Source organism: Pseudomonas sp. GL-B-19, assembly GCF_019956415.1.
In the GTDB taxonomy this organism is placed as follows: domain Bacteria; phylum Pseudomonadota; class Gammaproteobacteria; order Pseudomonadales; family Pseudomonadaceae; genus Aquipseudomonas.
In genome coordinates this window covers 1-26,773 of sequence record NZ_JAHBDK010000062.1, presented here as the reverse complement: position 1 = coordinate 26,773, position 26,773 = coordinate 1, and the positions used below count along the sequence as shown (strand labels likewise).

Here is a 26,773-nt window from a genome sequence, read left to right as displayed (position 1 = left end):
TCGTACAGGCCGACACATCGGTTGAAGACAGGGACTGTTTAAGCGTCGTATTCTTTTTCATGGACTCGCCCTCGCTGCCGTTGGCTTCTTAGACTGCCACCGTGGCGCATTGACGCCTCGGCGTGGGCGAGTCCATCCAATTACAGTTGATTTGTGTCGTATATCGAATTCGTGAACGACATTGCATCCTGTGGGAGTGAGCCGGCTCCGGGCGGCGTTCCGACGATGAACGATAACGCGGTCTTGGATCAGCCCTGCGGATCGACGTTATCCAAGGCTCGATTCACCGCCAACTCAGCCAGCATGATGATCTGCTGAATCGCCAACACCGTATTACGCTGCGGGCCGATCAGGTTTGCGGCGAAATCGCTGGTCATGACACTGGCGGAGGCCAATGACTCGCAGGCTTGGGCCAGGAGACTTTCGGTGTCCATGTTGGGAGCGATCATGTACATCGTGCTGGGGCGGCGGGGTTTTTCGGTGTATTGCGACGGGGGATCGAGGTAGTAGTCGAGGGCGCGTTTTATGGCTTCGCGGTCTCGCAGGAGCGCTTCGGACCGGGTGTCTTCGGCGTCAGGGGGTGTGGTGTTGAAGGGTGGATCGGGGACTACTTTGTTCATCTGAATTTACCTGTTCATTTTTGAAGCCATCACTTGCCATTTCTCACATGGAAAGTGGTGGCAGCTATGTGCAGGGTGAGAAAACCGGGAACAGAGAACCGGCCGGACCGAAGTCCGCCCGCACACAGCCGCCATAGAGCATTGCAGGCAGCAAATAGCTGGCGGCAATTATGGTGATACTGGCGCTAGATTCATACATATCTGTTCCCGGGCTCTCACACCCGGTCGCTGAGGTTTCAGCGACAGCCAGAGGTTAGAGACACTGCTTCCTACCCGGCAACCTGAAAAATGCGTGGGAAAGCTCTGTGTTTCTTACACATCTTTCAACACTCAAAAATGGAACGCGGAGCGTCCCTGGCGGCATTCCTACGGAGGAGCATGGGAACGATCAGTCGGGGGGCGGCAGAATGAGGTTGGTCGGCTGTCAGGCCGCCTTCGCTGGCAAGCCAGCTCCTACAGGGGGATGGTGTACATCTGCTGGAGATTGGTCGGCTGTCAGGCCGCCTTCCAGGCAAGGCAGTTCCCACAATAGATCGGCGTACAGCCCTTGCTCCTCACCAATCATCAGGCCGAGCGTTAGCTCGCCTTCAGCTTTTGATCTTGATCTGCCCGCCCCTTCGGGAGGCTGAGTGGAGGTGTGCATCCGGGGAGTGGCGCGCAGCGCCGTTCGACGCAGTCGAACACGCTGCATGTAGGTCGAAGCGAAGCCGACCGGAGGGCAGTGTCCCCGGATGGATACCGGAACGAAGGAACGCCGAGCCCAGGCGAGGGGCCGGACGCTCGGGGCGAGCCTTTTTGGTTCCTTTTGTGGCGTTTGACAAAAGGGACTCGCTGTAAGAGCGAAACCATTAGCGGCCGTTACCGCAGGAATGGATATGTACACCATTCAAAATCATGGTCGGCTTTCAGGCCGCCTTCGCTGGCAAGCCAGCTCCTACAGTTAGAACGCGTACATCAGTAAAAAACGGGTCAATTTCCGACGATGAAACCAGCCTTAACCCCCTTGCCGCACCGCCATAGCCGACTACCATCAACCGAGAAGGAAAAATTATCCCAATCCCCTCAAGTTGAAGGACCCAACTACCGACACAGTACTAATAGGACAAATACCCCAGACAACAGCATATCGGCCAAGCCCACAGGCAAAAACCCCTGTAATGGATTGTCCCTTTGACTGCCATCACGGGATTGCCAATACTCATGGCAACTTGATGCTACCCGCACGGAACAAGGAATAACCCTTTGAAGCTGGAACTCAAGAACAGCTTGTCGGTGAAGTTGCTCCGGGTCGTCCTCCTGTCGGCATTGATCGTCGGCGTGGTCTTGAGCTGTGCGCAAATCGTTTTCGACGCCTATAAGACGCGCCAGGCCGTAGCCAACGATGCCGAACGTATCCTCGACATGTTCCGCGACCCCTCGACCCAGGCCGTCTACAGCCTTGACCGGGAAATGGGCATGCAAGTGATCGAAGGCCTGTTCCAGGACGATGCCGTGCGCCAGGCCTCCATCGGCCATCCCAACGAAGCCATGCTCGCGCAAAAAACCCGCGAATTGCAGCATTCAGACAGCCGCTGGCTGACCGACCTGATCCTTGGCAAGGAACGCACCTTCACCACCCAACTGGTCGGTCGCGGCCCTTACAGTGAATATTACGGCGACCTGAGCATCACCCTCGACACCGCCACCTACGGGCAAGGGTTCATCGTCAGCTCGGTCATCATCTTCATCTCCGGCGTATTACGCGCCATGGCCATGAGCCTGGTGCTGTACCTGGTGTATCACTGGCTGCTGACCAAACCGTTGTCGCGGATTATCCAGCACCTGACCGAAATCAATCCTGATCGCCCCAGCGAACACAAAATTCCGCAGCTCAAGGGTCACGAAAAGAACGAACTGGGGATCTGGATCAACACCGCCAACCAGTTGCTCGAATCCATCGAACGCAACACCCACCTGCGCCACGAAGCGGAAAACAGCCTGTTGCGCATGGCCCAGTACGACTTCCTTACCGGCTTGCCGAACCGCCAGCAATTGCAGCAACAACTGGACAAGATCCTGATCGATGCCGGCAAATTGCAACGGAGGGTCGCGGTATTGGTGGTCGGTCTGGACGACTTCAAAGGCATCAACGAACAATTCAGCTACCAGGCCGGCGACCAACTTCTGCTGGCCTTGGCCGATCGCTTGCGGGCTCACAGTGGCCGCCTCGGCGCCCTCGCCCGTCTGGGTGGTGACCAGTTCGCCCTGGTCCAGGCCGATATCGAACAACCTTACGAAGCGGCCGAACTGGCGCAAAGCATTCTCGATGATCTGGAAGCGGTGTTTGCCCTCGATCATCAGGAAATCCGACTGCGTGCGACCATCGGCATCACCTTGTTCCCCGAGGACGGTGACAGCACCGAAAAGCTGCTGCAAAAAGCCGAGCAGACCATGACCTTGGCCAAAACCCGCTCGCGCAACCGTTATCAGTTCTACATCGCCAGCGTCGACACCGAGATGCGCCGTCGTCGCGAACTGGAGAAGGACCTGCGCGATGCGCTGGCCCGCGATCAGTTCTACCTCGTTTACCAACCCCAAATCAGCTACCGCGATCACCGGGTGGTGGGCGTCGAAGCGTTGATTCGCTGGCAGCATCCCGAACATGGCATGGTGCCTCCCGATCTGTTCATTCCGCTGGCCGAGCAGAACGGCACCATCATTGCCATCGGCGAATGGGTGCTGGATCAGGCCTGCAAGCAATTGCGCGACTGGCACGATCAGGGCTTCCCCGACCTGCGCATGGCGGTGAACCTGTCCACCGTACAGCTGCACCATGCCGAGCTGCCGCGAGTGGTGAATAACCTGCTGCAAATGTACCGCTTGCCACCGCGCAGCCTGGAACTGGAAGTGACCGAAACCGGCCTGATGGAAGACATCAGCACAGCCGCCCAGCACCTGCTGAGCCTGCGTCGCTCCGGCGCGTTGATCGCCATCGATGACTTCGGCACCGGCTATTCGTCACTGAGCTATCTGAAAAGCCTGCCGCTGGACAAGATCAAGATCGACAAGAGCTTCGTACAAGACCTGCTCGATGACGACGACGACGCAACCATCGTTCGAGCGATCATCCAACTGGGCAAGAGCCTGGGCATGCAAGTGATTGCCGAAGGCGTGGAGACCGCCGAGCAAGAGGCCTACATCATCTCCGAAGGCTGCCACGAAGGTCAGGGCTACCTCTATAGCAAACCGTTGCCGGCACGGGAATTGAGTGCCTACCTGAAACAGGCCCAGCGCAATAACGCGGCTATTTTGTAGGTCTCCGGACATCGCGGCCTCGTTTCACTCGACAGCTGCTACAGGACCGCGTGTGTCTGTAGCAGCTGTCGAGTGAAACGAGGCTGCGATCTTTTGATTCACGACACAACGTCCGCGTGAATAAGAAATATTTCCACCTGCACTCTTTACACATAATGCGAAAGATTTGCATTATGTCGCAGTTTTGCGCGCGTGAAGCGCCAGTCCACCCCTCTTGAAGCAGGATGTTCGCCATGATTCGTATGCCTCTGGCTACCGCCAGTCTGTTGGCCATCGCTATTTCCCTCGCCGGTTGCGGCGAAGGCAAAGACAAGACCGCCGCCGCGCCAGCACCTGCTCCGGCCGCCAGCACTGCCGCTGCTGCACCAGCACCTGCTGTCGCCCCTGCCGCTGCCAGTAAAGTCGATGAAGCCGCCGCCAAAGCCGTTATCGCGAATTACGCCGACATCGTCTTCGCCGTTTACAGCGATGCCGAATCCACCGCGAAGACCCTGCAAACCGCCGTCGACGCCTTCCTCGCCAAGCCGAACGCCGACACCCTGAAAACCGCCAAGTCTGCCTGGATTGCTGCCCGCGTTCCTTACCTGCAGAGCGAAGTGTTCCGCTTCGGCAACACCATCATCGACGATTGGGAAGGTCAGGTTAACGCCTGGCCACTGGACGAAGGCCTGATCGACTACGTCGACAAATCCTACGAACACGCACTGGGTAACCCGGGCGCCACCGCCAACATCATCGCCAACACCCAGGTTCAGGTAGGCGAAGACAAGATCGACGTGAAAGACATCACCCCGGCAAAACTCGCCAGCCTGAACGAGCTGGGCGGTTCCGAGGCCAACGTCGCCACCGGCTACCACGCCATCGAATTCCTGCTGTGGGGCCAGGACCTGAACGGCACCGGCCCTGGCGCCGGCAACCGTCCAGCCTCCGACTACCTGGAAGGCAAAGGCGCAACCGGCGGTCACAACGATCGTCGCCGCGCTTACCTGAAGGCCGTGACCCAACTGCTGGTCAACGACCTGGAAGAAATGGTCGGTAACTGGAAGCCAAACGTGGCCGACAACTACCGCGCCACCCTGGAAGCCGAACCGGTTGATTCGGGCCTGCGCAAAATGCTGTTCGGCATGGGCAGCCTGTCCCTGGGCGAACTGGCGGGCGAGCGCATGAAGGTTTCCCTGGAAGCCAATTCCCCGGAAGACGAACACGACTGCTTCAGCGACAACACCCATAACTCGCAGTTCTACGATGCCAAAGGCATTCGTAACGTGTACCTGGGTGAGTACACCCGCGTCGACGGCACCAAAATGACCGGTGCCAGCCTGTCGTCCCTGGTGGCCAAGGCCGACCCGGCTGCCGACACCGCGCTGAAAGCCGACCTGGCTGCAACCGAAGCCAAGATGCAGGTCATCGTCGATCACGCCAACAAGGGTGAGCACTACGACCAGCTGATCGCTGCCGGCAACACCGCTGGCAACCAGATCGTCCGTGACGCGATCGCTTCCCTGGTCAAGCAGACCGGTTCGATTGAAGCCGCCGCTGGCAAACTGGGCATCAGCGACCTGAACCCGGACAACGCTGATCACGAATTCTGATCAACGCTGGCTGAACAAGAAGGCGACCTCAGGGTCGCCTTTTTCATGCCTGCCAACCACCGATCCATTGTAGGAGTGAGCCTGCTCGCGATGGCGGTGTGTCAGTCGAAATCGCTGGCGACTGACACACCGCCATCGCGAGCAGGCTCACTCCTACAGGGGATGGTGTTTACCAAATAATCCTTGCGTCACATCAAGTAAACGATAATTCCTCTTATTCAAACTCCCCTGCCCTGTTAGACTTTGCGCCCTTGTTTTGCTCGTCTTGCAGGATGTCTGATGCCCCCGCTGCCTCTTCGCTTGTCCGCACTGTTGCTGGCCCTGTGCCTGAGTGCATGCGATGACTCCCCGCGTTTTACCAAGGCCGAACCCGGTGAAGCCCGGTCCGGTGGCAGCGCGACTGTGCGCAAGACTGATCAGAACTCGTTTTCCCTGCCCTCCGCCAACCTGCCGCCGTCACGGCGCGTGGACTTCAGCGTCGGCAACAGTTTCTTCCGCAACCCCTGGGTGATCGCCCCGTCGACCACCACCGCCCGCGACGGCCTCGGCCCGCTGTTCAACACCAACGCCTGTCAGGGCTGCCACATCAAGGACGGTCGTGGCCATCCGCCGACACCTGACGCAGCGAATGCCGTGTCGATGCTGGTGCGCCTGTCGATCCCCGATGCACCGGCCTATGCCAACGTCATCGAGCAGCTCGGCGTGGTGCCTGAGCCTGTCTACGGCGGCCAATTCCAGGACATGGCCGTACCCGGCGTAACCCCGGAAGGCAAAGTGCGCGTCGATTACACGCCCGTTCCAGTGCGATTCAAGGACGGTACTGAAGTCGAACTGCGCAAGCCGAGCCTGAACATCACCCAACTGGGCTACGGCCCGATGCACCCCGATACCCGTTTTTCGGCGCGCGTCGCCCCGCCAATGATTGGCCTGGGTTTACTCGAAGCCATACCTGACGAGGCGATCCTGGCTAATGCCGAGGCGCAGGCGAAGGATAAAAACGGCATCGCCGGACGCCCGAACCGGGTCTGGGATGACGTGCAGCAGAAGACCGTCCTCGGACGATTTGGCTGGAAAGCCGGGCAACCGAACCTCAATCAACAGAATGTACATGCGTTTTCCGGCGACATGGGCCTGACCACCAGCCTGAAGCCCGTCGACGATTGCACAGACGCGCAAACTGCCTGCAAACAGGCGCCGAATGGCACCGGCCCCGACGGTGAACCAGAAGTCAGCGACAACATCCTGCGTCTGGTGTTGTTCTACAGCCGTAACCTTGCCGTACCGGCCCGCCGCGATGTCAGTACGCCGCAAGTGCTGGCCGGCAAGACTCTGTTTTTCCAGGCGGGATGTCAGTCCTGCCACACGCCGAAATACACCACCGCCGCCAACGCCGCCGAACCTGAACTGGCCAATCAAGTGATTCGCCCGTACAGCGATCTGCTGCTGCATGACATGGGCGACGGCTTGGCCGACAACCGCACAGAATTCCATGCCAGTGGCCGCGACTGGCGCACCCCGCCGTTGTGGGGCATCGGCCTGACGCAAGCGGTCAGTGGCCACACCCAGTTTTTGCATGATGGCCGCGCGCGCAATCTGCTCGAAGCCGTGCTCTGGCATGGCGGCGAAGCTCAGGCTGCGCAGCAACAGGTTTTGTCTTTCAATGCCGAGCAGCGCGCTGCGTTGCTGGCGTTTTTGAACTCACTTTAAACACTTATAAAGAATCGGGAGCCCGACATGTTCCGTCCCAAATTGTTGTTCACCAGCCTTGCAGCACTCGCACTGGGCGCCTGTTCACCGCAGGACCCGCAAGCCGTGACGTCGGCCGCCATCGCCAAATCGGTGATCTTGCCGACCTACACCCGCTGGGTTGAAGCCGACCGCCAATTGGCTGTCAGCGCCCTCGCCTACTGCGAAGGCAAGGAAAACCTCGACACCGCCCGCGCCGACTTCCTGCACGCGCAGAAAGCCTGGGCCGAGCTGCAACCACTGCTGATCGGGCCGCTGGCCGAGGGCAACCGTTCGTGGCAGGTGCAGTTCTGGCCGGACAAGAAAAACCTGGTCGGCCGTCAGGTCGAGCAACTGGTGACTGCGCAGCCGCAGATCGATGCCACCGCCCTGGCCAAGTCCAGCGTTGTGGTTCAGGGCCTCTCGGCCTATGAATACATCCTGTTCGACAGCAAGCCGGACGTGGCCAATGACGCACAAAAAGCCAAATACTGCCCACTGCTGAAGGCGATTGGCGAGCGTCAGAAACAACTGGCCGAAGAGATTCTGCAGAGCTGGAACAACACCGACGGCATGCTCGCGCAAATGAGCAAGTTCCCGAACCAGCGCTACGCCGACTCCCACGAAGCCATCGCCGATCTGCTGCGCGTGCAGGTCACCGCCCTCGACAGCCTGAAGAAAAAACTCGGCACGCCGATGGGCCGTCAGACAAAGGGTGTGCCGCAACCGTTCCAGGCCGATGCATGGCGCAGCCAGTCGTCCCTGACCGGCCTGGAAGCCAGCCTCGCCGCCGCCAAAACCGTGTGGGAAGGCGTCGACAACAAAGGCCTGCGCGGTCTGTTGCCGAGCGAGCAGAAACCGTTAGCCGACAAGATCGATACCGCTTATGCCGCGTCGCTGAAACTGTTCGCCAGCAATCAGCGTTCGCTCACCGAAATGCTCAACGACGATGCCGGTCGCCAGCAACTGAACGATCTCTACGACAGCCTCAACGCTGTTCACCGCTTGCACGAAGGCGAACTGGCCAAGGCGCTGGGCATTCAACTGGGCTTCAACGCCAACGACGGTGACTGATGAGGACGAGTGCCATGCTGCGACGTCAGGCTCTGACTTTAGGTAGCTTGCTGCTGGGAGCAGTGACACTGGGCGGCTGGACGCTGTTCAAGCAAAAGGACAAAAGCCCGTTGCTGCTGTCGGCGCGGGACGATACCGACGGCAAGCATTACGCCGCCGGCTATCGGCTGGACGGCACCCGGGTGTTCGCCACCCAGGTCGGTCAGCGCTGCCACGACATCATCAACCACCCGACGCTGTCGATTGCGTTGTTCGTAGCCCGTCGTCCGGGTACCGAAAGTTACTTGATCGACCTGCGTGATGGCACGTTGCTGCAAACCGTGACCTCGCAGCCGAACCGGCATTTCTACGGTCACGCTGTGATTCACAAAAGCGGCGACTGGTTGTACGCCACCGAGAATGACACGTCCGATCCGGGTCGCGGCCTGCTGGGTGTGTATAAGTTCGAGGGTGAGCGACTGGTACACAGCGGCGAGATTTCCACCCATGGCCTCGGCCCGCATCAGGTGTCGTGGATGCCCGATGGTGAAACCCTGGTCGTGGCCAACGGCGGCATTCGCACTGAGGCCGAAAGCCGGGTCGACATGAACCTCAACGCCATGGAGCCAAGCCTGGTGCTGATGCAGCGCGACGGCACGTTGCTGAGCAAGGAAACACTCGCCCAGCAGATGAACAGCGTGCGGCATCTGGGGATCGCCAGCGACGGCACCATCGTTGCCGGTCAGCAATTCATGGGGCCGTCCCACGAGTCATCAGAACTGCTGGCAATCAAGCGTCCCGGCCAGCCGTTCGTGGCCTTTCCGGTGCCCGAGCATCAGTTGCAGGCGATGGGGCATTACACCGCCAGTGTTGCAGTGCACAGCGATCTGCGCCTGGTGGCGTTGACCGCGCCCCGGGGTAACCGCTTTTTCATCTGGGACCTGGACAGCGGCGAAGTGCGCCTGGATGCGCCGCTTCCCGATTGCGCCGGGGTCGGCGCCGTGGCCGATGGTTTTGTCGTGACCTCGGGACAGGGCCGCTGCCGCTACTACGATTGCCGCCAGACCAACCTTGTTGCAACCCCCCTTGAGCTGCCGGCGGGGCTTTGGGACAACCACCTGCATCTCATCTAACCTCACCCTACCTTGTAGGAGCCGAGCTTGCTCCGGGCGGCGTTCCGACGATAGCGGTGTATCAGTCGGTATATCCGTCGGCTGACACACCGTCTTCGCGAGCAAGCTCAGCTCCTACGGGTTTTGCGCGCCATGTGAAATGTGTCAGTTGGAATCACCCGCGCACTCGGGGTAATGTGCCTCTCTGTCTCACCTGATTTATCCAAGGAACTGGACATATGCTGCGTCGCCGCATGCTGATCATGTTGGGTGTTGTTCTGCTGATCGTGCTGGTCCTGGCCGGTTATAAAGCCTTCTCCATCTACACGATGATTCAAGGCCACTCTGCGCCAAGACCACCGATCAGTGTCGCGGTGGCCACAGCTACCGAACGTCCGTGGCAAACCCGCCTGCCTACCGTCGGCACGCTCAAGGCATTGCAAGGAGTGGATCTGAGCCTGGAGACCGACGGCACCGTTACGGATGTGCAGTTCCAGTCAGGGCAGACGGTCAAGGCCGGACAGCCTGTGGTCAAACTCGACAGCGCCGTGGAAAGCGCCTTGCTGGAAACCGCTCTGGCTGACCTCGGACTGGCCCAGCTGGATTACACCCGTGGCAGCCAACTGGTGGGCAGCCAAGCCATTTCCAAAGGCGAGTTCGACCGACTCTCGGCCGTACTGAAAAGATCCAAGGCTTCGGTCAATCAGCTCAGGGCTGCGCTTGGCAAGAAAAGCATCCTGGCGCCGTTCAGCGGGACCATCGGCATTCGCCAGGTCGACGTCGGCGACTATGTGGCCAGCGGCACCATGATCGCCACCCTGCAAGACATCAGTAGCCTGTATGTCGACTTTTTCGTACCTGAACAGTCGGTGCCGAAAATCGCGATTGGCCAGCCGGTTGAAATCATTGCCGCTGCCTATCCGTCCCAAACCTTCCCCGGCACCATCAGCGCAATCAACCCGAAACTCGAGAGCAGTACGCGCAACATGCAGGTCCGCGCCACCCTGGCCAACCCCGACGGCAAACTGTTGCCCGGCATGTTCGCCAGCCTGCAAGTGATGTTGCCCAACCCGCAGCCGCGCGTCGTCGTGCCGGAAAGCACGATTACCTACACCCTCTACGGCAATTCGCTTTACGTGGTCGCGCAGAAAAAAGCCGAAGACGGTAGCGTCGAAAAGAACGACAAGGGCGAGCCGATCCTGGTCGCCGAACGGCGTTTCATTGAAACCGGTGAGCGTCGTGAGGGCATGGTGATCATTACCAAAGGTGTGCAGGACGGCGAAAAAGTGGTCACAGCCGGCCAGATCAAACTGGACAACGGTGCGCGTATCACTATCAGCGACGACAAGACCCTAGCCGAGAAGAACAGTCAGCCGCGCGCGGACTGATCAAGGAATCCCCATGGCTTTTACCGACCCGTTTATCCGCCGCCCGGTCCTCGCGACCGTGGTCAGCCTGTTGATAGTGCTGCTGGGCTTTCAGGCCTGGGGCAAACTGCCGCTGCGCCAGTACCCGGTCATGGAAAACGCCCTGATCACGGTGACGACCGCGTACCCCGGGGCCAACGCCGAAACCATTCAGGGTTACATCACCCAACCAATGCAACAGAGTCTGGCCAGCGCCGAGGGTATCGACTACATGACCTCGGTCAGTCGCCAGAACTTTTCGGTGATCTCGATCTACGCGCGTATTGGCGCCAACACTGACCGTTTGTTCACCGAACTGCTGGCCAAAGCCAACGAGGTGAAGAACCAACTGCCCCAAGACGCCGAAGACCCGGTACTGAGCAAGGAATCGGCAGACGCTTCGGCGCTGATGTACATCAGTTACTTCAGCAAGGAGTTGAGCAACCCACAGATCACCGATTACCTGTCGCGGGTCATTCAGCCAAAACTGGCGACCTTGCCGGGCATGGCCGAAGCCGAGATTCTCGGCAATCAGGTGTTTGCCATGCGCCTGTGGCTGGACCCGGTGAAGCTCGCCGGTTTCGGCTTGAGCGCCAGCGACGTGACCAACGCGGTTCGTCAATACAACTTCCTTTCCGCCGCCGGCGAGGTGAAAGGCGAATACGTGGTGACCAGCATCAACGCCAACACCGAGCTCAAATCCGCCGAGGCCTTTGCGGCGATTCCACTGAAGATCGATGGCGACAGTCGGGTGCTGTTGCGTGATGTGGCGCGGGTTGAAATGGGCGCGGAAAACTACGACACCATCAGCTCCTTCGGCGGCACGCCCTCGGTGTACATCGGCATCAAGGCCACGCCCGGCGCCAACCCGCTGGACGTGATCAAGGAAGTGCGCAAGATCATGCCGGAGCTGGACGCCCAGTTGCCGCCCAACCTCAAAGGTGAAATTGCCTACGACGCCACGCTGTTCATCCAGGCCTCGATCGACGAAGTGGTGAAAACCCTGTTCGAGGCTGTGCTGATCGTGATTGTGGTGGTGTTCCTGTTCCTCGGCGCCTTTCGCTCGGTGCTGATCCCGGTGGTCACGATCCCGTTGTCGATGATCGGCGTGATGTTCTTCATGCAGATGATGGGGTACTCGATCAACCTGCTGACGCTGCTGGCGATGGTGTTGGCCATCGGCCTGGTAGTGGACGACGCCATCGTGGTGGTGGAAAACATTCACCGGCACATCGAAGAAGGCAAGACACCGGTTGATGCGGCCATCGAAGGCGCCCGGGAAATCGCCATGCCGGTGGTGTCCATGACCATCACCCTGGCGGCGGTCTACGCGCCGATAGGCTTCCTGACGGGTCTGACGGGCGCGTTATTCAAGGAGTTTGCCCTGACGCTGGCCGGGGCGGTGGTGATCTCCGGAATCATTGCTCTGACCTTGTCACCGATGATGTGTGCGTTGCTGCTGCGTCACGATGAAAACCCCAGCGGCCTGGCTCATCGCCTGGATCTGATTTTCGAGGGCCTGAAGCGCCGTTATCAACACATGCTTCACGGCACCCTTAACACCCGGCCGGTGGTGCTGGTGTTCGCGGTCATTGTGCTGTGCCTGATTCCGGTGCTGCTCAAGTTCACCAAATCGGAACTGGCGCCGGATGAAGATCAGGGCATCATTTTCATGATAGCCAACGCACCGCAACCGACCAACCTCGATTACCTGAACACCTACACCGACGAGTTCGTCACGATCTTCAAGGCGTTTCCCGAGTACTACTCTTCGTTCCAGATCAACGGTTTCGACGGCGTGCAATCGGGGATCGGCGGCTTCTTGCTCAAGCCGTGGAACCAGCGCGATCGCACTCAAATGCAGATACGCCCCGACGTCCAGGCGAAACTGGAAAGCATCCCGGGCTTGCAGATTTTCGGTTTCAACCTGCCCTCCCTGCCCGGCACCGGCCAAGGGCTGCCGTTTCAGTTCGTCATCAATACGGCCAAGGATTACGAGTTGCTGCTGCAAGTGATGGACCGGGTGAAAAAGCGCGCAATGGAGTCCGGCAAGTTCGCCTTCGTTCACGTCGACCTGGCCTTCGACAAGCCTGAAGTGGTGGTCGATATCGACCGCGCCAAAGCCGCGCAGATGGGCGTGTCCATGCAAGACCTGGGGGGAACACTGGCGACATTGCTGGGTGAGGCGGAAATCAACCGGTTCACCATCGAGGGTCGCAGTTACAAGGTCATTGCGCAGGTTGAACGCCCGTTCCGGGATAACCCGGACTGGCTCAACAATTACTACGTGAAGAACACCAAGGGTGAACTGTTGGCCCTGTCGACCCTGATCACCGTGACCGACCGTGCGCGGCCGCGGCAGTTGAACCAGTTCCAGCAACTCAACTCGGCCATCCTTGCCGGGGTGCCGCTGGTCAGCATGGGGGAAGCCATCGATGTCGTGCGGCAGATCGCCCGGGAAGAAGCCCCGGAGGGCTTCGCCATCGACTATGCCGGCTCGTCGCGGCAATACGTTCAGGAAGGCAGCGCGCTGTGGGTAACCTTTGCCCTGGCACTGGCGATCATCTTCCTGGTACTGGCCGCGCAATTTGAAAGCTTTCGCGACCCGCTGGTGATTCTGGTGACCGTACCGCTGTCGATTTGCGGTGCGTTGATCCCGTTGTTCCTCGGCTGGTCGAGTATGAATATCTACACCCAGGTCGGGCTGGTGACGCTGATCGGGCTGATCAGCAAGCACGGGATTCTGATCGTCGAGTTTGCCAACGTGCTCCGCAAGGAAAAAGGCCTGACGGCTCGCGAAGCCGTGGAGGAAGCGGCGGCCATTCGGCTTCGCCCTGTCTTGATGACCACGGCAGCGATGGTGTTCGGCATGGTGCCCTTGATCATTGCCACGGGCGCGGGTGCGGTGAGCCGGTTTGATATCGGTACGGTGATCGCTACGGGGATGTCGATCGGGACGTTGTTTACCCTGTTCGTGTTGCCGTGCATCTACACGCTGCTGGCGAAACCCGACCCCAAAGAACACGCATAACCCCCTGTAGGAGCGAGCTTGCTCGCGAAGGCGGTGTGTCTGCCAGCAATGATGTCAACTGACACACCGCCTTCGCGAGCAAGCTCGCTCCTACAGGGGGTTATGCGTCAGGAATAAAAAAAAGGCCTCGCAATTGCGAGGCCTTTATTTTGGCTTCAATCTGGTCAACTTTGCGGCCTCATTCCCTGTACAAGCCCAAACATAAGCAACAACAAATCGTGGTCGGGTTGCGCAGCCGTGGAGGCTTTGATTGCGCGCGGTATTGGACAGTGAGCATCGCCGCTCACTGAACTGAGGACCTGCGTGCGAGGCTGCTCCCAGGCAGCCACCGCCAATGAAGCAACTGCCAAGGCTCCTATCAGAAACAAACCTCGTGCAATTTCGAGTTTCATCGCTATAAACCTTTGATAGCGCTGCCAAACGCCGTCTTGTAAAAGTAGACGAGTTTTTTCCAATCCGCAGGGCTGAACGACGAGTGGCGACGCAGTTGTTTCATATCATGGGTTGCCGCCTGAGAAGCGGTCATACGCTGTCGGCACTTCTCCAGATCGATCAAGGCAATTTCGACTTTCGCCGTCTCACCTTCACCCGTGACCCGCACAAATATATGCTTGGTGTAGAGGCAGCTGTGCTGCCAACGGCCCTTGTGCATGCGGGCAAGGTTCTCGGCCAGCTCCTTCAACACACGATCATTCACCGCTTCGCCATGACGCTCGAGACCACCACCGGCGTACCAGTGTTCGACTTCCTCGAAGCCATCCAGCGACTTGGTCACCAGCAATGCGCGCCATTTATGCACCGGGTCGCGCTGTGCGCCGCAGAAAACGATGTCAGGAACACCCACGTCGAGCATGCGCAGGCCCAGGTAAGCATCTTGCTCACGCAACACGGTCGGTCGACCAAACGGGTGCAACCAGCTGCGATAGATATGGCCGGTCTGACGCTTGGCATAGAGCAGTTGTCCATCGCTACCCATGACGCGCTGCACGCCACTTTCCCCGCCGCGGCGAACATTGGGTTCTTCTACCCATTCACCGTGCTTATTCCAGAAATAGTCGAAGCGGTCCTGGGGAGCGACCTCCTTTTCTGCTGCAGATTGCACTGCCATCCTGTTACCTCTTGCGTAATACGTAAATGCGCCACATAGCGTAGAGCGGTATAAAGTCCAGTTTTTCCTGGATACGGAAACCCACCTGCTCAAACTCCTTTTCCACCGTTGCGGCCGGTAACACAAAGCGGTTTTGGTAACCCTCCTGCCCACGTCGCGCTTCTGAACGCTTGCGTTTCCAAGCCTTGAAATTACCGTCCACCCATAACGAAATGATCACGCTATCACGGGAGACACGCTCGAATTCGCGCAGAATCGCCAGTCGATGCTCGGCTTCACCGATGTGATGCAGCAAACGCATGCAGAAAATGCTGTCGACGGCGTTATTAGGCAGGGCGATTTCGAAGGCAGAAGTGTGCAAGGGTTGTACCCGTTTGACCACGTCAGCGGGTTGCGCCTGCATGGCAATCTTCACCATCGACTCAGAGTTGTCGGCACCGATGATCGCACGATTGGCTTTTTCCGCCAGCATTGGCCAGAAACGTCCGGCACCGCATGGCAAATCGAGCACCAGCCCAGGTTCGCCGACCAGTTTTAGCGCCTTGCGCGCCAGCTGTACTTCACGCCAGTGGGACAACTTGCGACCGAGTCCATCCTGATGCTTGCGCAGGTAGCGTTGAGCGTGTTGATCGTCGTATTTTTCGGAAAAATCAAGTTTGATCGGACCGTCCATCAAGCTCACCTGAAATGCTGATGAAATCAACCTTATGTAGTTTGGTGTCAGCGTCAGGTCATGCATTTGTGAAAATTTCGTCGAGTAAAACCTTGAACCAATTCAAGATTTTACAGAAAGCTAACGATAGCTCATGGCATCCCACCGTGACCATTCAATCAACTGACATTCAACGCCTGTAACTCGACCTGAAAACGACAACCATTGGGCTCCATTGTCGTCAGGCTGACACTCCAGCCCTGGTTCTCACAGATCCGCTGCACCAGTGACAACCCCAGACCAAGGCCCTCGCCGCGTTTTTCGGAACCCCGCACAAAAGGCTCGAACATCGCTTCGCGCTTGTCCTCTGGAATGCCCACACCACTGTCCTCGACAAAAAAACCCGTGGCCGTGAGGGTCAGGCGAATGAACCCGCGTTCGGTGTAATGCAGTGCGTTGCGCAACAAGTTGCCCATTACCGCGTGCAAGAGCGTTGCGTTGTAACTGGAGACTGGAGGGGGGCCCGGCTCGAAAATCAGCGTCAGCCCCTTGGTTTCGATGGGTTCTCGCCACAGATTGAGCAACCCGTCGGCGACCTGGCTCAGGTTCTGCTGCGGCGACATGCTGGCGTCTTCACGCTGTGCGCGGGCCAGCATCAGGAAGGTTTGTACCAGCTCTCGCATTTCTTCGCAGGCCCGGGCAATGCGCTCGACCTGGGCACGGCCGCGCTGATCGAGACCGGGATTTTCCAACAGCAGCTCACAGGAACTCGCCAGCACCATCAATGGCGTACGCAGTTCGTGGCTGACGTCACTGGTAAACAACCGTTCGCGGTTCAACGCCTGGCGCAAGCGCCCAAGGGTGGCGTCGAAGGCAACAGCCAGCTCGCCCACTTCGTCGGCGGCATAATCGGGCGCCAGGGGCGGCGCCAGCCCTAACAACTGATCGCGATGACGCACCTGGCGTGCCAGACGGACCACCGGCGCCATGACTTTGCGCGCCAGGACCCAACCGAGAAATACCGCCAGCGCCAGGCTCAGCACAAAGCCCGTTAACACCACGGCAAACAGCACCCGCTCACGCTCTTCGAAATCGCTTTGGTCCTGAAGCAAGACGTAACGCCGGCCGTCGACGATTTCGACCATGGCGTGATACGACAGCTGATCGCGAAAAACCTCGTGAAAACCTGATTCCAGGTTGCGCAAATCCTTGGGCAGTTCGAAATCACCTGCCCCACCACTGAAGTAGAACAGCTGGTCCGGCTCGGGACGATGGTTCCAGTCCGACATGCTGTCCATCAACAAAAGACGCTGTAAATCGCCGCCCAGACCGGACGAAATCAGTTTTTCTTCCACCACATGCACGGTCGCCACAATGCCCATGGCAAAGGCGCCAGCCACCAATGCGCTCATCACCGCAAAGGCGATGATGATCCGTTGAGCAAGGCTCTGCTTAAACTCCATCACGCCCCTCGGCCAGGCGATAACCTACACCGTGAACGGTTTGCAGCAATGGCTTGGCGAACGGCTTGTCGATGACCTGACGCAGTTGATGGACGTGGCTACGCAGGCTGTCACTGTCCGGGCAGTCGTCGCCCCACAGCGCCTCTTCGAGTATTTCGCGACGCAGCACGTGCGGGCTTTTCTGCATCAGCACGGCCAGCAATTTCAAGCCCACCGGGTTGAGCTTCAGCAGTCGGCCGCCGCGGGTCACCTCCAGGGTATCGAGGTCATAGGCCAGATCGCCGACTTGTAACGTACGACGACCGCCACCTTGAGTGCGGCGCATCACCGCCTCGATCCGTGCTGCCAGTTCAGACAGGGCAAACGGTTTGATCAGGTAATCATCAGCGCCGGACTTGAAGCCTTGCAGCCGGTCATCCAGTTGGTCGCGGGCGGTGAGCATGATGACCGGCGTATCGCGGCGGGCATCTTCGCGCAGGCGTTTGCACAGGGTGTAACCGTCGATGCCAGGCAGCATGATATCGAGTACGATCAAGTCGTAATGCTCGGTGGCCGCCAGGTGCAGGCCAGACAGACCGTCTTGTGCGCAATCCACGGTGTAGCCTTTGAGGCCCAGATAATCAGCCAGGTTGGCCAGGATATCGCGGTTGTCTTCAACCAATAAAATTCGCATGGGCACTCCTCCTTACACAGTAACGGCCGTCTTGGCCCGCGCAGCTTAAGGCCAAGTGTGGCTCAGGGCTAGGGTTGCGGACAGGAGGAATCAATTCGCTCAACCAAATGATAGAGTTAACAGGTTTTTCACTATGGGTTCACACCCTGACTACAGCGGTCGGGTGAAGCTCCCGCGTAACTGATAATAAGGAATATATACAACATGGACTTCTTCAAGACGGCCCCCATGCGCTTTCTCCTGCTGGTCACCGGCGCCTGGCTGGCCATCTTCTTTCTGACCCGAACGGTTCTGCTGCTCACTCATCTGGACGAGGCCGGCAGCGGCTTCCTGTCAGTGTTCGGCATCGGCTTGATTTACGACCTGGGCTTTATTGCCTATGCGGCACTGCCAATGGGCCTCTACTTGCTGCTGTGCCCACCGGCCTTGTGGCGTCGGCGCGGTCACCACTGGTTTCTTCAGGGCCTGCTGACGGTCAGCCTGTTCGCCATGCTCTTCACCGCGGTGGCCGAGTGGCTGTTCTGGGATGAATTTGGTGTGCGCTTCAATTTCATCGCCGTCGACTACCTGGTGTATTCCGACGAAGTGCTGAACAACCTGCTCGAGTCCTATCCGATCGGCAAGCTGCTGAGCCTGCTCGCGGTCCTGGCGTTCGGCTTGAGCTTCGTTTTACGCAAACCTTTCAATGCAGCCATGAACGCCCCGTTGCCACCCTTGCGCGGGCGCCTGCTGAATGCCTTGGGGTTATTGATCGTTGCTGGGTTGAGCCTGCAATTGCTCAGCCAGGACTCGCCTCGTGCACAAGGCGGCAACGCCTACCAAAACGAGCTGGCAAGCAACGGTCCGTACCAGTTTTTTGCAGCGTTCCGTAACAACGAACTGGATTACCCGCAGTTTTACAGCACCCTGCCGGGGGACGTTGTCGCACAGCAGATTCGGGCTGAGCTAAGCGAACCGAATGCGCGCTTCATCGGCACGGACCCGCAAGACATTCGTCGGGAAATCGATAACCCCGGTACCCTGCGCAAACCCAATATCATATTGGTGACCATCGAAAGCTTTAGTGCCAAATACATGGGCAGCAATGGCAACCAGCGCGACCTGACACCCAACCTCGATGCCCTGCGCAAACAGAGCCTGTACTTCAACAACTTCTACGCCACGGGCACCCGTACTGACCGCGGCCTGGAAGCCATCACCCTGGCCATCCCGCCGACACCGGGACGCTCAATCGTCAAGCGCGTAGGGCGTGAGAGCGGTTTTGCCAGTCTCGGCCAACAACTCAACGCGGTGGGTTACGACAGCGTGTTCGTTTACGGTGGGCGCGGTTACTTCGACAACATGAACGCGTTTTTCAGCGGCAATGGTTACCGCGTAGTCGACCAGAGCAGCGTCGAAGAAGCCGAGATTCACTTCAAGAATGCATGGGGCATGGCCGACGAAGATCTGTATACGCAGACGCTGAAACTGGCTGACGCCGACTATGCGAAGCAACAGCCGTTTCTGCTGCAACTGATGACCACGTCCAACCACCGCCCTTACACCTATCCGGAGAATCGGATTGACATCAAATCCGGTGATGGCCGTGACGGTGCGGTGAAGTACACCGACTATGCCATTGGTCAGTTCCTTGATCAGGCGCGCAAAAAGCCGTGGTTTGACAATACAATCTTCGTCTTCGTCGCCGACCACACCGCGGGCAGTGCCGGTAAAGAAGACTTGCCGATCAGTAACTATCAGATTCCGCTGTTCATTTATGCACCAAAATTGATCGAAGCTCGCGAGACCGCACAACTGGCCAGCCAGATCGACCTCGCACCCACTTTATTGGGCTTGCTGAATCTGGATTATGAATCGACGTTCTTTGGTCGCAACCTGTTGCAGGACAATCCGCTGCCACCGCGAGTGGTGGTTGGCAATTATCAACACCTGGGATTGTTTGATGGCAAGGATCTGGCGATCCTTAGCCCGCGCCAAGGGTTGCGTCGTCATGATGAAGCGCTGACAGACAGTCGCGAGTCCAGTGCCACTGCCAACGATCCATTGATCACCCGTGCGATCACTTATTACCAAACGGCCAGTTATGGCTTCAAGCAACAGCTGCTTGGCTGGAAAGCGTCCAAGGAGGGTGCCGGCCAAGTCAGCAACCGTTAACCGAATCGCCCCAGGCTGATGCCCTGGGGCTTGTTCCTTTGTTCAGGATTCACCATGTCTTCAACCGTTGTCCGTCCTGCCTCTCGCCCACTCAATTTCTGGGTGTGCCTGGGTGTCCCCGCCGTCGCGGCGATCATTCTGGTGCTGCTCGAACTGACATCCCTGGACATGGACCTTGCCAAGCTGTTCTACGATCCAGTGGCAGGAGATTTCATCGGGCGTCACAGTTACTTCCTGGAAGACATCCTGCATGACCGCGCCAAGCAAGTGGTCATCGCGTTCTCGGTTTTGGCCGTCCTCGGCTTCATCGGCTCGTTTTTCATGATCAGGCTCAAGCCGTTCAAACGGGAGCTGGGCTGCCTGGTGCTGTCTCTGGGACTGGCGACCTCCTTTGTCACCCCCATGAAAGCGGTGACGGCGGTGCAATGTCCGTGGAGCCTTGAGCAATTCGGCGGCCACGAAACCTACAGCGAATTATTGAGCCCTCGTCCGCACACGGATAAACCTGGCCGTTGCTGGCCTGGCGGTCATGCTGCCACCGGCTTCACGCTGTTTGCGCTGTTCTTTGTGTTGCGTGACCGCCGCCCGCGCATGGCTCGCGCGGCGTTTGTCTTCGCCCTAGCCCTGGGCTCGGTGTTCTCCATTGGCCGGATGATGCAGGGCGCGCACTTCTTTTCGCACAACGTATGGACAGCAGTTTTCTGCTGGCTGATTTGTCTGGGGTCGTATTACTACGTTCTTTACCGACCGGCTTCCAAGGTCGAATCCTTGGCCAATGCGAAAGCAGTCAACGCCTGAAACACAGATCAAAACTGTAGGAGTGAGCCTGCTCGCGATTGCGTCTTGTCAGCCGACATCCTGTTGAATGGCAGACCGCAATCGCTAGCAGGCTCACTCCTACAGGGTCCAGAGTCGCTTCATGGTCTGAGCCAGGCCCTGAAGCAGTCAGCGCCTGGACTGACGCCATCGCGGGCAAGTCGAATCGTCGCACCGCCGGCTCCCACAGGGTGCGGTGCATCTTCAGATTTTGGGCAATAAAAAACCCCGCCTGCTTTCGCAGGCGGGGTTTTTTAATACAGGGGTAAGGCTGGCTTACATCATGCCGCCCATGCCGCCCATACCGCCCATGTCTGGCATGCCGCCAGCTGGACCGTCTTCCTTGATCTCGGCGATCATGGCTTCGGTGGTGATCATCAGGCTGGCAATCGACGAAGCCGCTTGCAGAGCCGAACGAGTCACTTTAGCCGGGTCCAGGATACCCATTTCGATCATGTCGCCGTATTCGCCGGTGGCAGCGTTGTAACCGTAGTTACCCGAACCCTGCTTGACCTTGTCGACTACAACGCTTGGCTCGTCGCCGGAGTTGGCAACGATCTGGCGCAGTGGCGCTTCAACAGCGCGACGCAGCAACTGGATGCCTACGTTCTGGTCATCGTTGTCGCCTTTCAGCTCGGAGATAGCCTGCAGAGCGCGAACCAGTGCCACGCCGCCGCCAGGTACCACGCCTTCTTCAACGGCTGCACGGGTAGCGTGCAGGGCGTCTTCAACGCGGGCTTTCTTCTCTTTCATTTCAACTTCGGAACCTGCGCCAACCTTGATCACTGCAACGCCGCCGGACAGCTTGGCCAGACGCTCTTGCAGTTTTTCACGGTCGTAGTCGGACGAAGTGTCAGCCACTTGCTGACGGATTTGCAGAACGCGAGCCTGGATATCAGCTTCAACGCCGGCGCCGTCGATCACGGTGGTGTTTTCTTTCGACAGGATGACGCGCTTGGCATTACCCAGGTGTTCCAGGGTAGTGCTTTCCAGGCTCAGACCGATCTCTTCGGAGATTACGGTACCGCCAGTCAGGACAGCGATGTCCTGCAGCATGGCCTTGCGACGGTCGCCGAAGCCTGGAGCCTTGACGGCTGCGACTTTAACGATGCCACGCATGTTGTTCACAACCAGAGTCGCCAGGGCTTCGCCTTCAACGTCTTCGGCCACGATCAGCAGTGGACGGCCGGCTTTGGCAACGGCTTCCAGGACTGGCAGCATTTCGCGGATGTTCGAGATCTTTTTGTCGACCAGCAGGATCAGCGGACCGTCCAGCTCGGCAGTCATGGTCTCTGGCTTGTTGACGAAGTACGGGGACAGGTAGCCACGGTCGAACTGCATGCCTTCAACAACCGACAGTTCGTTTTCCAGGCCCGAGCCTTCTTCAACGGTGATCACGCCTTCTTTACCGACTTTTTCCATGGCTTCGGCAATGATGTCGCCGATGGAGTTGTCGGAGTTGGCCGAGATGGTGCCGACCTGAGCGATGGCCTTGGTGTCAGCGCAAGGCTTGGACAGGGCTTTGAGCTCTTTGACGATAGCGATGGTAGCTTTGTCGATGCCGCGTTTCAGGTCCATCGGGTTCATGCCGGCAGCGACGGCTTTCAGGCCTTCGTTGACGATCGATTGAGCCAGAACGGTAGCGGTGGTGGTGCCGTCGCCTGCGTCATCGTTGGCACGGGAGGCAACGTCTTTGACCAGCTGCGCGCCCATGTTTTCGAAGCGATCTTTCAGCTCGATTTCTTTGGCAACGGACACGCCGTCCTTGGTGATGGTCGGAGCGCCGAAGCTCTTCTCGATGATCACGTTACGGCCTTTAGGGCCCAGGGTCGCTTTTACTGCGTCAGCCAGGACGTTGACACCGGCGAGCATTTTCTTGCGGGCGGAATCGCCGAATTTAACTTCTTTAGCAGCCATGATCGATATTCCTTAAATACTTTGTAGTAGCGGGAAAATGAGCGGGTAATCAGCCTTCGATAACAGCGAGAATCTCGTTCTCAGCCATTACCAGCAGGTCTTCGCCATCAACTTTCACGGTGTTGCTGCCGGAGTAAGGACCGAACACAACCTTGTCGCCCACTTTAACGGCCAGTGCACGCACTTCACCGTTGTCCAGCACGCGGCCAGTGCCGACTGCCAGAATTTCACCGCTGTTGGCTTTTTCAGCAGCCGAACCTGGCAGGACGATACCGCCAGCGGTTTTCTTTTCTTCTTCGCTGCGACGGATGACGACGCGGTCATGCAGAGGACGAAGCTTCATTGTCGATCTCTCCTAATTGTGGTTTTCATCGGCCGGTGTATTCCCGGCGGGTTTAACAAATCCGGCGGTGCCGGGTGCGGTTCGTCAAACGAACCGCGGAAGTCTGTCTGGCAGGTTTGCCAGAAACCTTGCGGTGACCGTTACATAAGGGCGCACAAGCTTATTACAAGGGCGGAGATCGAAATTTTTTACATCGATGACCCGAAAACGAACACGGCACCCGAAGGTGCCGTGCAGGTGAAACGATTTACTTGGAGTCGCGGTGCTCGAACTCGCCTTCGATCACATTGGGCTCACGGCCCAGCGACTCGCGCGTAACAGGGCCGCCACGCGGCTGAAGGTCATCGGCGAATGCACGCTGACGGATCGCGGCCTCTTCGGCACGCTGGCGCATTTTATTGGCCAGCAGTCGACGCGAGATCGGCAACAGCATGATCAGGCCCAGCACATCACTGACGAAGCCCGGCAGGATCAATAGACCACCAGCCAAGGCCAGCATCAGGCCTTCCAGCATGGTCTGGGCCGGCAGCTCGCCGCGACTCAGGCTTTCACGGGCACGCAGCGCAGTAGCCAGACCGGCGATACGCAGCACGAACACGCCGAGCATCGAGCCGAGAATGATCAGTAGCAGGGCCGGGAAAAACCCGATTGACCCACTGACTTTGACAAATACGAACAGTTCCAACACCGGGAACAGTACAAAGAGCAACAAAAAAGGGCGCATCAAATGGTTCCTCAACGCAAGAATGCCTTGCCAGTGTTCCCTAGATGACGTCGCCGATTCGTGAATTCAAGCGTCGGCGACTTCATTTCTGGGCCAATGTTCGGCGTGGGCCAGGAAAACCAAGGCTTCCCGGACTTGTGTCGGCGTATTACAAGGCGCTTGAAACGGCAACCAGTATAGCGCCTGACCAATACGCAAATGCATGCCTTCGGCGTCGATGCCGGCCAGTTGCGCCGGTTCGGTTTTCGGCAGGCCTGCCAGTTCGACGTAGTGAGCGATGGCTTTGGCGTGATCGGCATTCATGTGCTCGACCATGCTCACTTCAGCCTTGCCGGCAAACGGGTTAGCCAATGTCAGATGATCGACCCAATGAATCGCGCCGAAGCCGCCGATATAGCGGTGACGTACGGGTTTGAGCACCCAAAAATCGAAATCGTGGGCCTTGTGGTAGCTCTGCGAATCAGGGAAATAGCGGTAGTAACGTTGGGCCGCCGCTTCAACGGCGGCCTCGTCCTCGAGCTTTTCGGCTTCGGCGAGGTAGGTCAGGCGACCAACGGCTTGTACGTCGTCGGCCTCGCGTTCGCCCACAAACAGAGAGCATTTCGGATCTTTCTGCAGGTTATGCGTGTGCTGGGCGATGCGGCTGATAAGGATCAGCGGCCGGCCCTGTTCGTCCAGACAGTAAGGAACCACAGAGCCAAACGGGTAACCCGGCATCGACTTGGAATGGGTCGACAGCACCCCCCGGTATTCCTTGAGAAGCAATTTTCGGGCATTCTTGGCCGCTTCTACGCTCAATTTATGACTCCTTAAATAGAATCCGTCGAAAAAACGGACAGGCGGCTGGGGATACGTATTCAGCGCGCCATTCGGGCAGTTCTCATGTGCAGCCAGGCCACATCCGGCGCAGATCGAGAGGCCCTCTCCAAGGAAACCACTCTGACCTGCTATTGGGGCATGCGAATGCAACTCACTGACAAAGTAATCATTATCACTGGCGGTTGCCAGGGTTTAGGTCGTTCCATGGCTGAGTATTTCGCCGCCAAAGGCGCGAAACTGGCCCTGGTGGACCTGAACCAGGAAAAGCTCGACGACACCGTCGCGGCCTGCAAGGCCAAAGGTGCCGAGGCACGCAGCTACCTGTGCAACGTCGCCAATGAAGAGCAAGTGACCCACATGGTCGCCCAGGTCGCCGAAGATTTCGGCGCGATCCACGGCCTGATCAACAACGCCGGGATCCTGCGCGACGGTCTATTGCTGAAGGTCAAGGACGGCGAAATGACCAAGATGAGCCTGGCCCAATGGCAGGCAGTCATCGACGTCAACCTGACCGGCGTGTTCCTGTGCACCCGTGAAGTTGCGGCCAAAATGGTCGAGCTGAACAACAGCGGCGCGATCATCAATATCTCCTCGATCTCCCGCGCGGGCAACGTCGGTCAGACCAACTACTCGGCTGCCAAGGCTGGCGTGGCGGCGGCCACCGTGACCTGGGCCAAGGAGCTGGCGCGCTACGGCATCCGCGTGGCGGGCATTGCACCGGGCTTTATCGAAACCGAAATGACGCTGGGGATGAAGCCGGAAGCGCTGGACAAAATGACGGCCGGTATTCCGCTCAAGCGCATGGGTAAACCGGAAGAGATCGCCCATTCGGCGGCGTACATTTTCGAGAACGACTACTACACCGGCCGGATCCTCGAAATGGATGGCGGGTTGCGCATCTAAAGCCCCCATATATCAATGTGGGAGCTAGCCTGCTAGCGATTGCGGTGGTTCAGCCAACATACTTGTTGACTGTGAATCCGCTATCGCTAGCAGGCTAGCTCCCACAGTTGATTGTGTTTCAGGCCATTAATCGTCGCTGATGGTGATGTTCGGCATCGCCGGCGACACTGCTTCCTGCAACACGATCCGCGCGCCGACGTGACGGGCCAGTTCCTGGTAAACCATCGCGATCTGGCTGTCCGGCTCGGCGATCACCGTTGGCTTGCCGCCGTCGGCCTGCTCGCGGATGACCATCGACAGTGGCAACGAGGCCAGCAGTTCGACGCCATACTGGTTGGCCAGTTTCACCCCACCGCCTTCACCGAACAGATGCTCGGCATGCCCGCAGTTGGAGCAGATGTGCACGGCCATGTTTTCCACCACGCCCAGCACCGGGATGTTGACCTTGCGGAACATCTCCACGCCCTTGCGCGCGTCCAGCAATGCCAGATCTTGCGGGGTGGTGACGATCACTGCACCGGCCACCGGGACTTTCTGTGCCAGGGTCAGCTGAATGTCACCGGTGCCTGGCGGCATGTCGATGACCAGGTAATCGAGGTCGCCCCACGCGGTTTGGGTGACTAGTTGCAGCAGCGCACCGGACACCATCGGCCCACGCCAGACCATTGGTGTGTTGTCGTCGGTCAGGAATGCCATCGACATCACTTCAACGCCATGGGACTCGATCGGCACGAACCACTTCTGATCCTTGACCTTTGGTCGGGTACCTTCCGGGATGCCGAACATGATGCCCTGGCTCGGACCGTAGATGTCCGCGTCGAGAATGCCGACCTTGGCACCTTCACGGGCCAGCGCCAGCGCCAGGTTCGCGGCGGTGGTGGATTTACCCACGCCGCCCTTGCCAGACGCCACGGCCACCACGTTTTTCACGTTCGCCAGCCCCGGAATCTGCGCCTGAGCCTTGTGCGCGGCAATCACGCTGGTGATCTCGACGCGCGCGGTCGTCACGCCGTCCAGGCCTTCAATGGCCATTTGCAGCATTTGTGACCAGCCGCTTTTGAACAGGCCGGCGGCATAACCCAACTCCAGCTGGACGTTAACGCGATCACCCTGGATCTGGATATCGCGCACGCATCCGGCGCTGACCGGATCCTGGTTCAGGTAAGGGTCGGTGTATTGGCGAAGGACGGCTTCCACCGCTACGCGATTGACGGCGCTCATGGGCAACTCCGATAGCAAGACTGGAAAATCAGGTGGGTATCGTACCTGTTCTGATCGTTTGGCGGGATGCCGAACAGATCTGTAGGAGCCCGGCTTGCCGGCGATGGCAGGCTTGAGTACGCCATCGCCGGCAAGCCGGGCTCCTAC

At 58.6% G+C, this 26,773-nt stretch carries 21 protein-coding genes; 10 read left to right on the top strand and 11 right to left on the bottom strand.

Annotated features, from left to right (window positions below; translation table 11 throughout):
- Window positions 1–248: 248 nt before the first annotated feature.
- Entirely contained in the window at window positions 249–620 is a 372-nt protein-coding gene (locus KGB06_RS22925) for a DUF6124 family protein (RefSeq protein WP_223519814.1), read from the bottom strand.
- Between the two features lie 1,242 nt (window positions 621–1,862).
- On the opposite strand from KGB06_RS22925, the gene KGB06_RS22920 reads away from it, so the two are divergent.
- From KGB06_RS22920 to KGB06_RS22890, 7 genes are all read left to right on the top strand, one after another.
- Window positions 1,863–3,914 (top strand): putative bifunctional diguanylate cyclase/phosphodiesterase, encoded by a 2,052-nt coding sequence (locus tag KGB06_RS22920; RefSeq protein WP_223519812.1) that lies wholly within the window; start codon window positions 1,863–1,865, stop codon window positions 3,912–3,914.
- A gap of 233 nt (window positions 3,915–4,147) precedes the next feature.
- Window positions 4,148–5,506 (top strand): imelysin family protein, encoded by a 1,359-nt coding sequence (locus tag KGB06_RS22915; RefSeq protein ID WP_223519810.1) that lies wholly within the window; start codon window positions 4,148–4,150, stop codon window positions 5,504–5,506.
- 279 nt (window positions 5,507–5,785) lie between these two features.
- On the top strand, window positions 5,786–7,213 hold the full coding sequence (locus KGB06_RS22910) for a di-heme oxidoredictase family protein (RefSeq protein ID WP_223519809.1): 1,428 nt from the start codon (window positions 5,786–5,788) through the stop codon (window positions 7,211–7,213).
- Between the two features lie 27 nt (window positions 7,214–7,240).
- Window positions 7,241–8,305 (top strand): imelysin family protein, encoded by a 1,065-nt coding sequence (locus KGB06_RS22905; protein ID WP_223519807.1) that lies wholly within the window; start codon window positions 7,241–7,243, stop codon window positions 8,303–8,305.
- 14 nt (window positions 8,306–8,319) lie between these two features.
- Complete coding sequence (locus KGB06_RS22900) at window positions 8,320–9,417, top strand: DUF1513 domain-containing protein (protein WP_223519806.1); 1,098 nt, start codon at window positions 8,320–8,322, stop codon at window positions 9,415–9,417.
- A 218-nt stretch (window positions 9,418–9,635) separates the two neighbouring features.
- Complete coding sequence (locus tag KGB06_RS22895; protein WP_223519804.1) at window positions 9,636–10,784, top strand: efflux RND transporter periplasmic adaptor subunit; 1,149 nt, start codon at window positions 9,636–9,638, stop codon at window positions 10,782–10,784.
- A 13-nt stretch (window positions 10,785–10,797) separates the two neighbouring features.
- Window positions 10,798–13,833, top strand: a complete 3,036-nt coding sequence (locus KGB06_RS22890; protein WP_223519803.1) for a multidrug efflux RND transporter permease subunit — start codon at window positions 10,798–10,800, stop codon at window positions 13,831–13,833.
- Window positions 13,834–13,997: 164 nt separating this feature from the next.
- On the opposite strand, the gene KGB06_RS22885 is transcribed toward KGB06_RS22890, so the two are convergent.
- From KGB06_RS22885 to colR, 5 genes are all read right to left on the bottom strand, one after another.
- Window positions 13,998–14,225: a hypothetical protein gene (locus tag KGB06_RS22885; protein ID WP_223519802.1), complete on the bottom strand. Its 228-nt coding sequence runs from the start codon at window positions 14,223–14,225 to the stop codon at window positions 13,998–14,000.
- A gap of 2 nt (window positions 14,226–14,227) precedes the next feature.
- Window positions 14,228–14,941 carry a lipopolysaccharide kinase InaA family protein gene (locus KGB06_RS22880; RefSeq protein WP_223519801.1) on the bottom strand — a complete coding sequence of 238 codons (714 nt, stop codon included), beginning with the start codon at window positions 14,939–14,941 and terminating at the stop codon, window positions 14,228–14,230.
- A gap of 4 nt (window positions 14,942–14,945) precedes the next feature.
- The gene (locus KGB06_RS22875; protein ID WP_223519800.1) at window positions 14,946–15,614 is read right to left on the bottom strand and encodes a class I SAM-dependent methyltransferase; all 669 of its coding nucleotides are present in this window, start codon (window positions 15,612–15,614) and stop codon (window positions 14,946–14,948) included.
- Between the two features lie 158 nt (window positions 15,615–15,772).
- Window positions 15,773–17,056: a sensor histidine kinase gene (locus tag KGB06_RS22870; RefSeq protein WP_223519799.1), complete on the bottom strand. Its 1,284-nt coding sequence runs from the start codon at window positions 17,054–17,056 to the stop codon at window positions 15,773–15,775.
- Window positions 17,046–17,729 (bottom strand): two-component system response regulator ColR, encoded by a 684-nt coding sequence (gene colR / locus KGB06_RS22865; RefSeq protein WP_223519798.1) that lies wholly within the window; start codon window positions 17,727–17,729, stop codon window positions 17,046–17,048. The genes KGB06_RS22870 and colR overlap by 11 nt, the downstream gene beginning before the upstream one ends.
- Before the next feature lie 204 nt (window positions 17,730–17,933).
- Between colR and KGB06_RS22860 the strand changes: the two genes are divergently transcribed.
- Together KGB06_RS22860 and KGB06_RS22855 are read left to right on the top strand one after the other, a co-directional pair.
- Window positions 17,934–19,883 (top strand): LTA synthase family protein, encoded by a 1,950-nt coding sequence (locus KGB06_RS22860; protein WP_223519797.1) that lies wholly within the window; start codon window positions 17,934–17,936, stop codon window positions 19,881–19,883.
- A 54-nt stretch (window positions 19,884–19,937) separates the two neighbouring features.
- Complete coding sequence (locus KGB06_RS22855) at window positions 19,938–20,681, top strand: phosphatase PAP2 family protein (protein WP_223519796.1); 744 nt, start codon at window positions 19,938–19,940, stop codon at window positions 20,679–20,681.
- A 294-nt stretch (window positions 20,682–20,975) separates the two neighbouring features.
- Here the strand turns inward: KGB06_RS22855 and groL are convergent, their stop codons facing one another.
- The 4 genes from groL to KGB06_RS22835 form a co-directional block, all read right to left on the bottom strand.
- Window positions 20,976–22,616, bottom strand: a complete 1,641-nt coding sequence (gene groL, locus KGB06_RS22850) for a chaperonin GroEL (protein WP_223519795.1) — start codon at window positions 22,614–22,616, stop codon at window positions 20,976–20,978.
- 49 nt (window positions 22,617–22,665) lie between these two features.
- The gene (locus KGB06_RS22845) at window positions 22,666–22,959 is read right to left on the bottom strand and encodes a co-chaperone GroES (protein ID WP_019827816.1); all 294 of its coding nucleotides are present in this window, start codon (window positions 22,957–22,959) and stop codon (window positions 22,666–22,668) included.
- 247 nt (window positions 22,960–23,206) lie between these two features.
- Entirely contained in the window at window positions 23,207–23,683 is a 477-nt protein-coding gene (locus tag KGB06_RS22840; protein WP_223519794.1) for an FxsA family protein, read from the bottom strand.
- Between the two features lie 66 nt (window positions 23,684–23,749).
- A complete protein-coding gene (locus KGB06_RS22835; protein WP_223519792.1) occupies window positions 23,750–24,481 on the bottom strand; it encodes a HugZ family protein in 732 nt (243 codons plus the stop codon).
- 165 nt (window positions 24,482–24,646) lie between these two features.
- Between KGB06_RS22835 and KGB06_RS22830 the strand changes: the two genes are divergently transcribed.
- Window positions 24,647–25,405: an SDR family oxidoreductase gene (locus tag KGB06_RS22830; protein WP_223519790.1), complete on the top strand. Its 759-nt coding sequence runs from the start codon at window positions 24,647–24,649 to the stop codon at window positions 25,403–25,405.
- A 126-nt stretch (window positions 25,406–25,531) separates the two neighbouring features.
- Here the strand turns inward: KGB06_RS22830 and apbC are convergent, their stop codons facing one another.
- Window positions 25,532–26,626 (bottom strand): iron-sulfur cluster carrier protein ApbC, encoded by a 1,095-nt coding sequence (gene apbC, locus KGB06_RS22825; RefSeq protein WP_223519788.1) that lies wholly within the window; start codon window positions 26,624–26,626, stop codon window positions 25,532–25,534.
- Window positions 26,627–26,773: the final 147 nt, after the last annotated feature.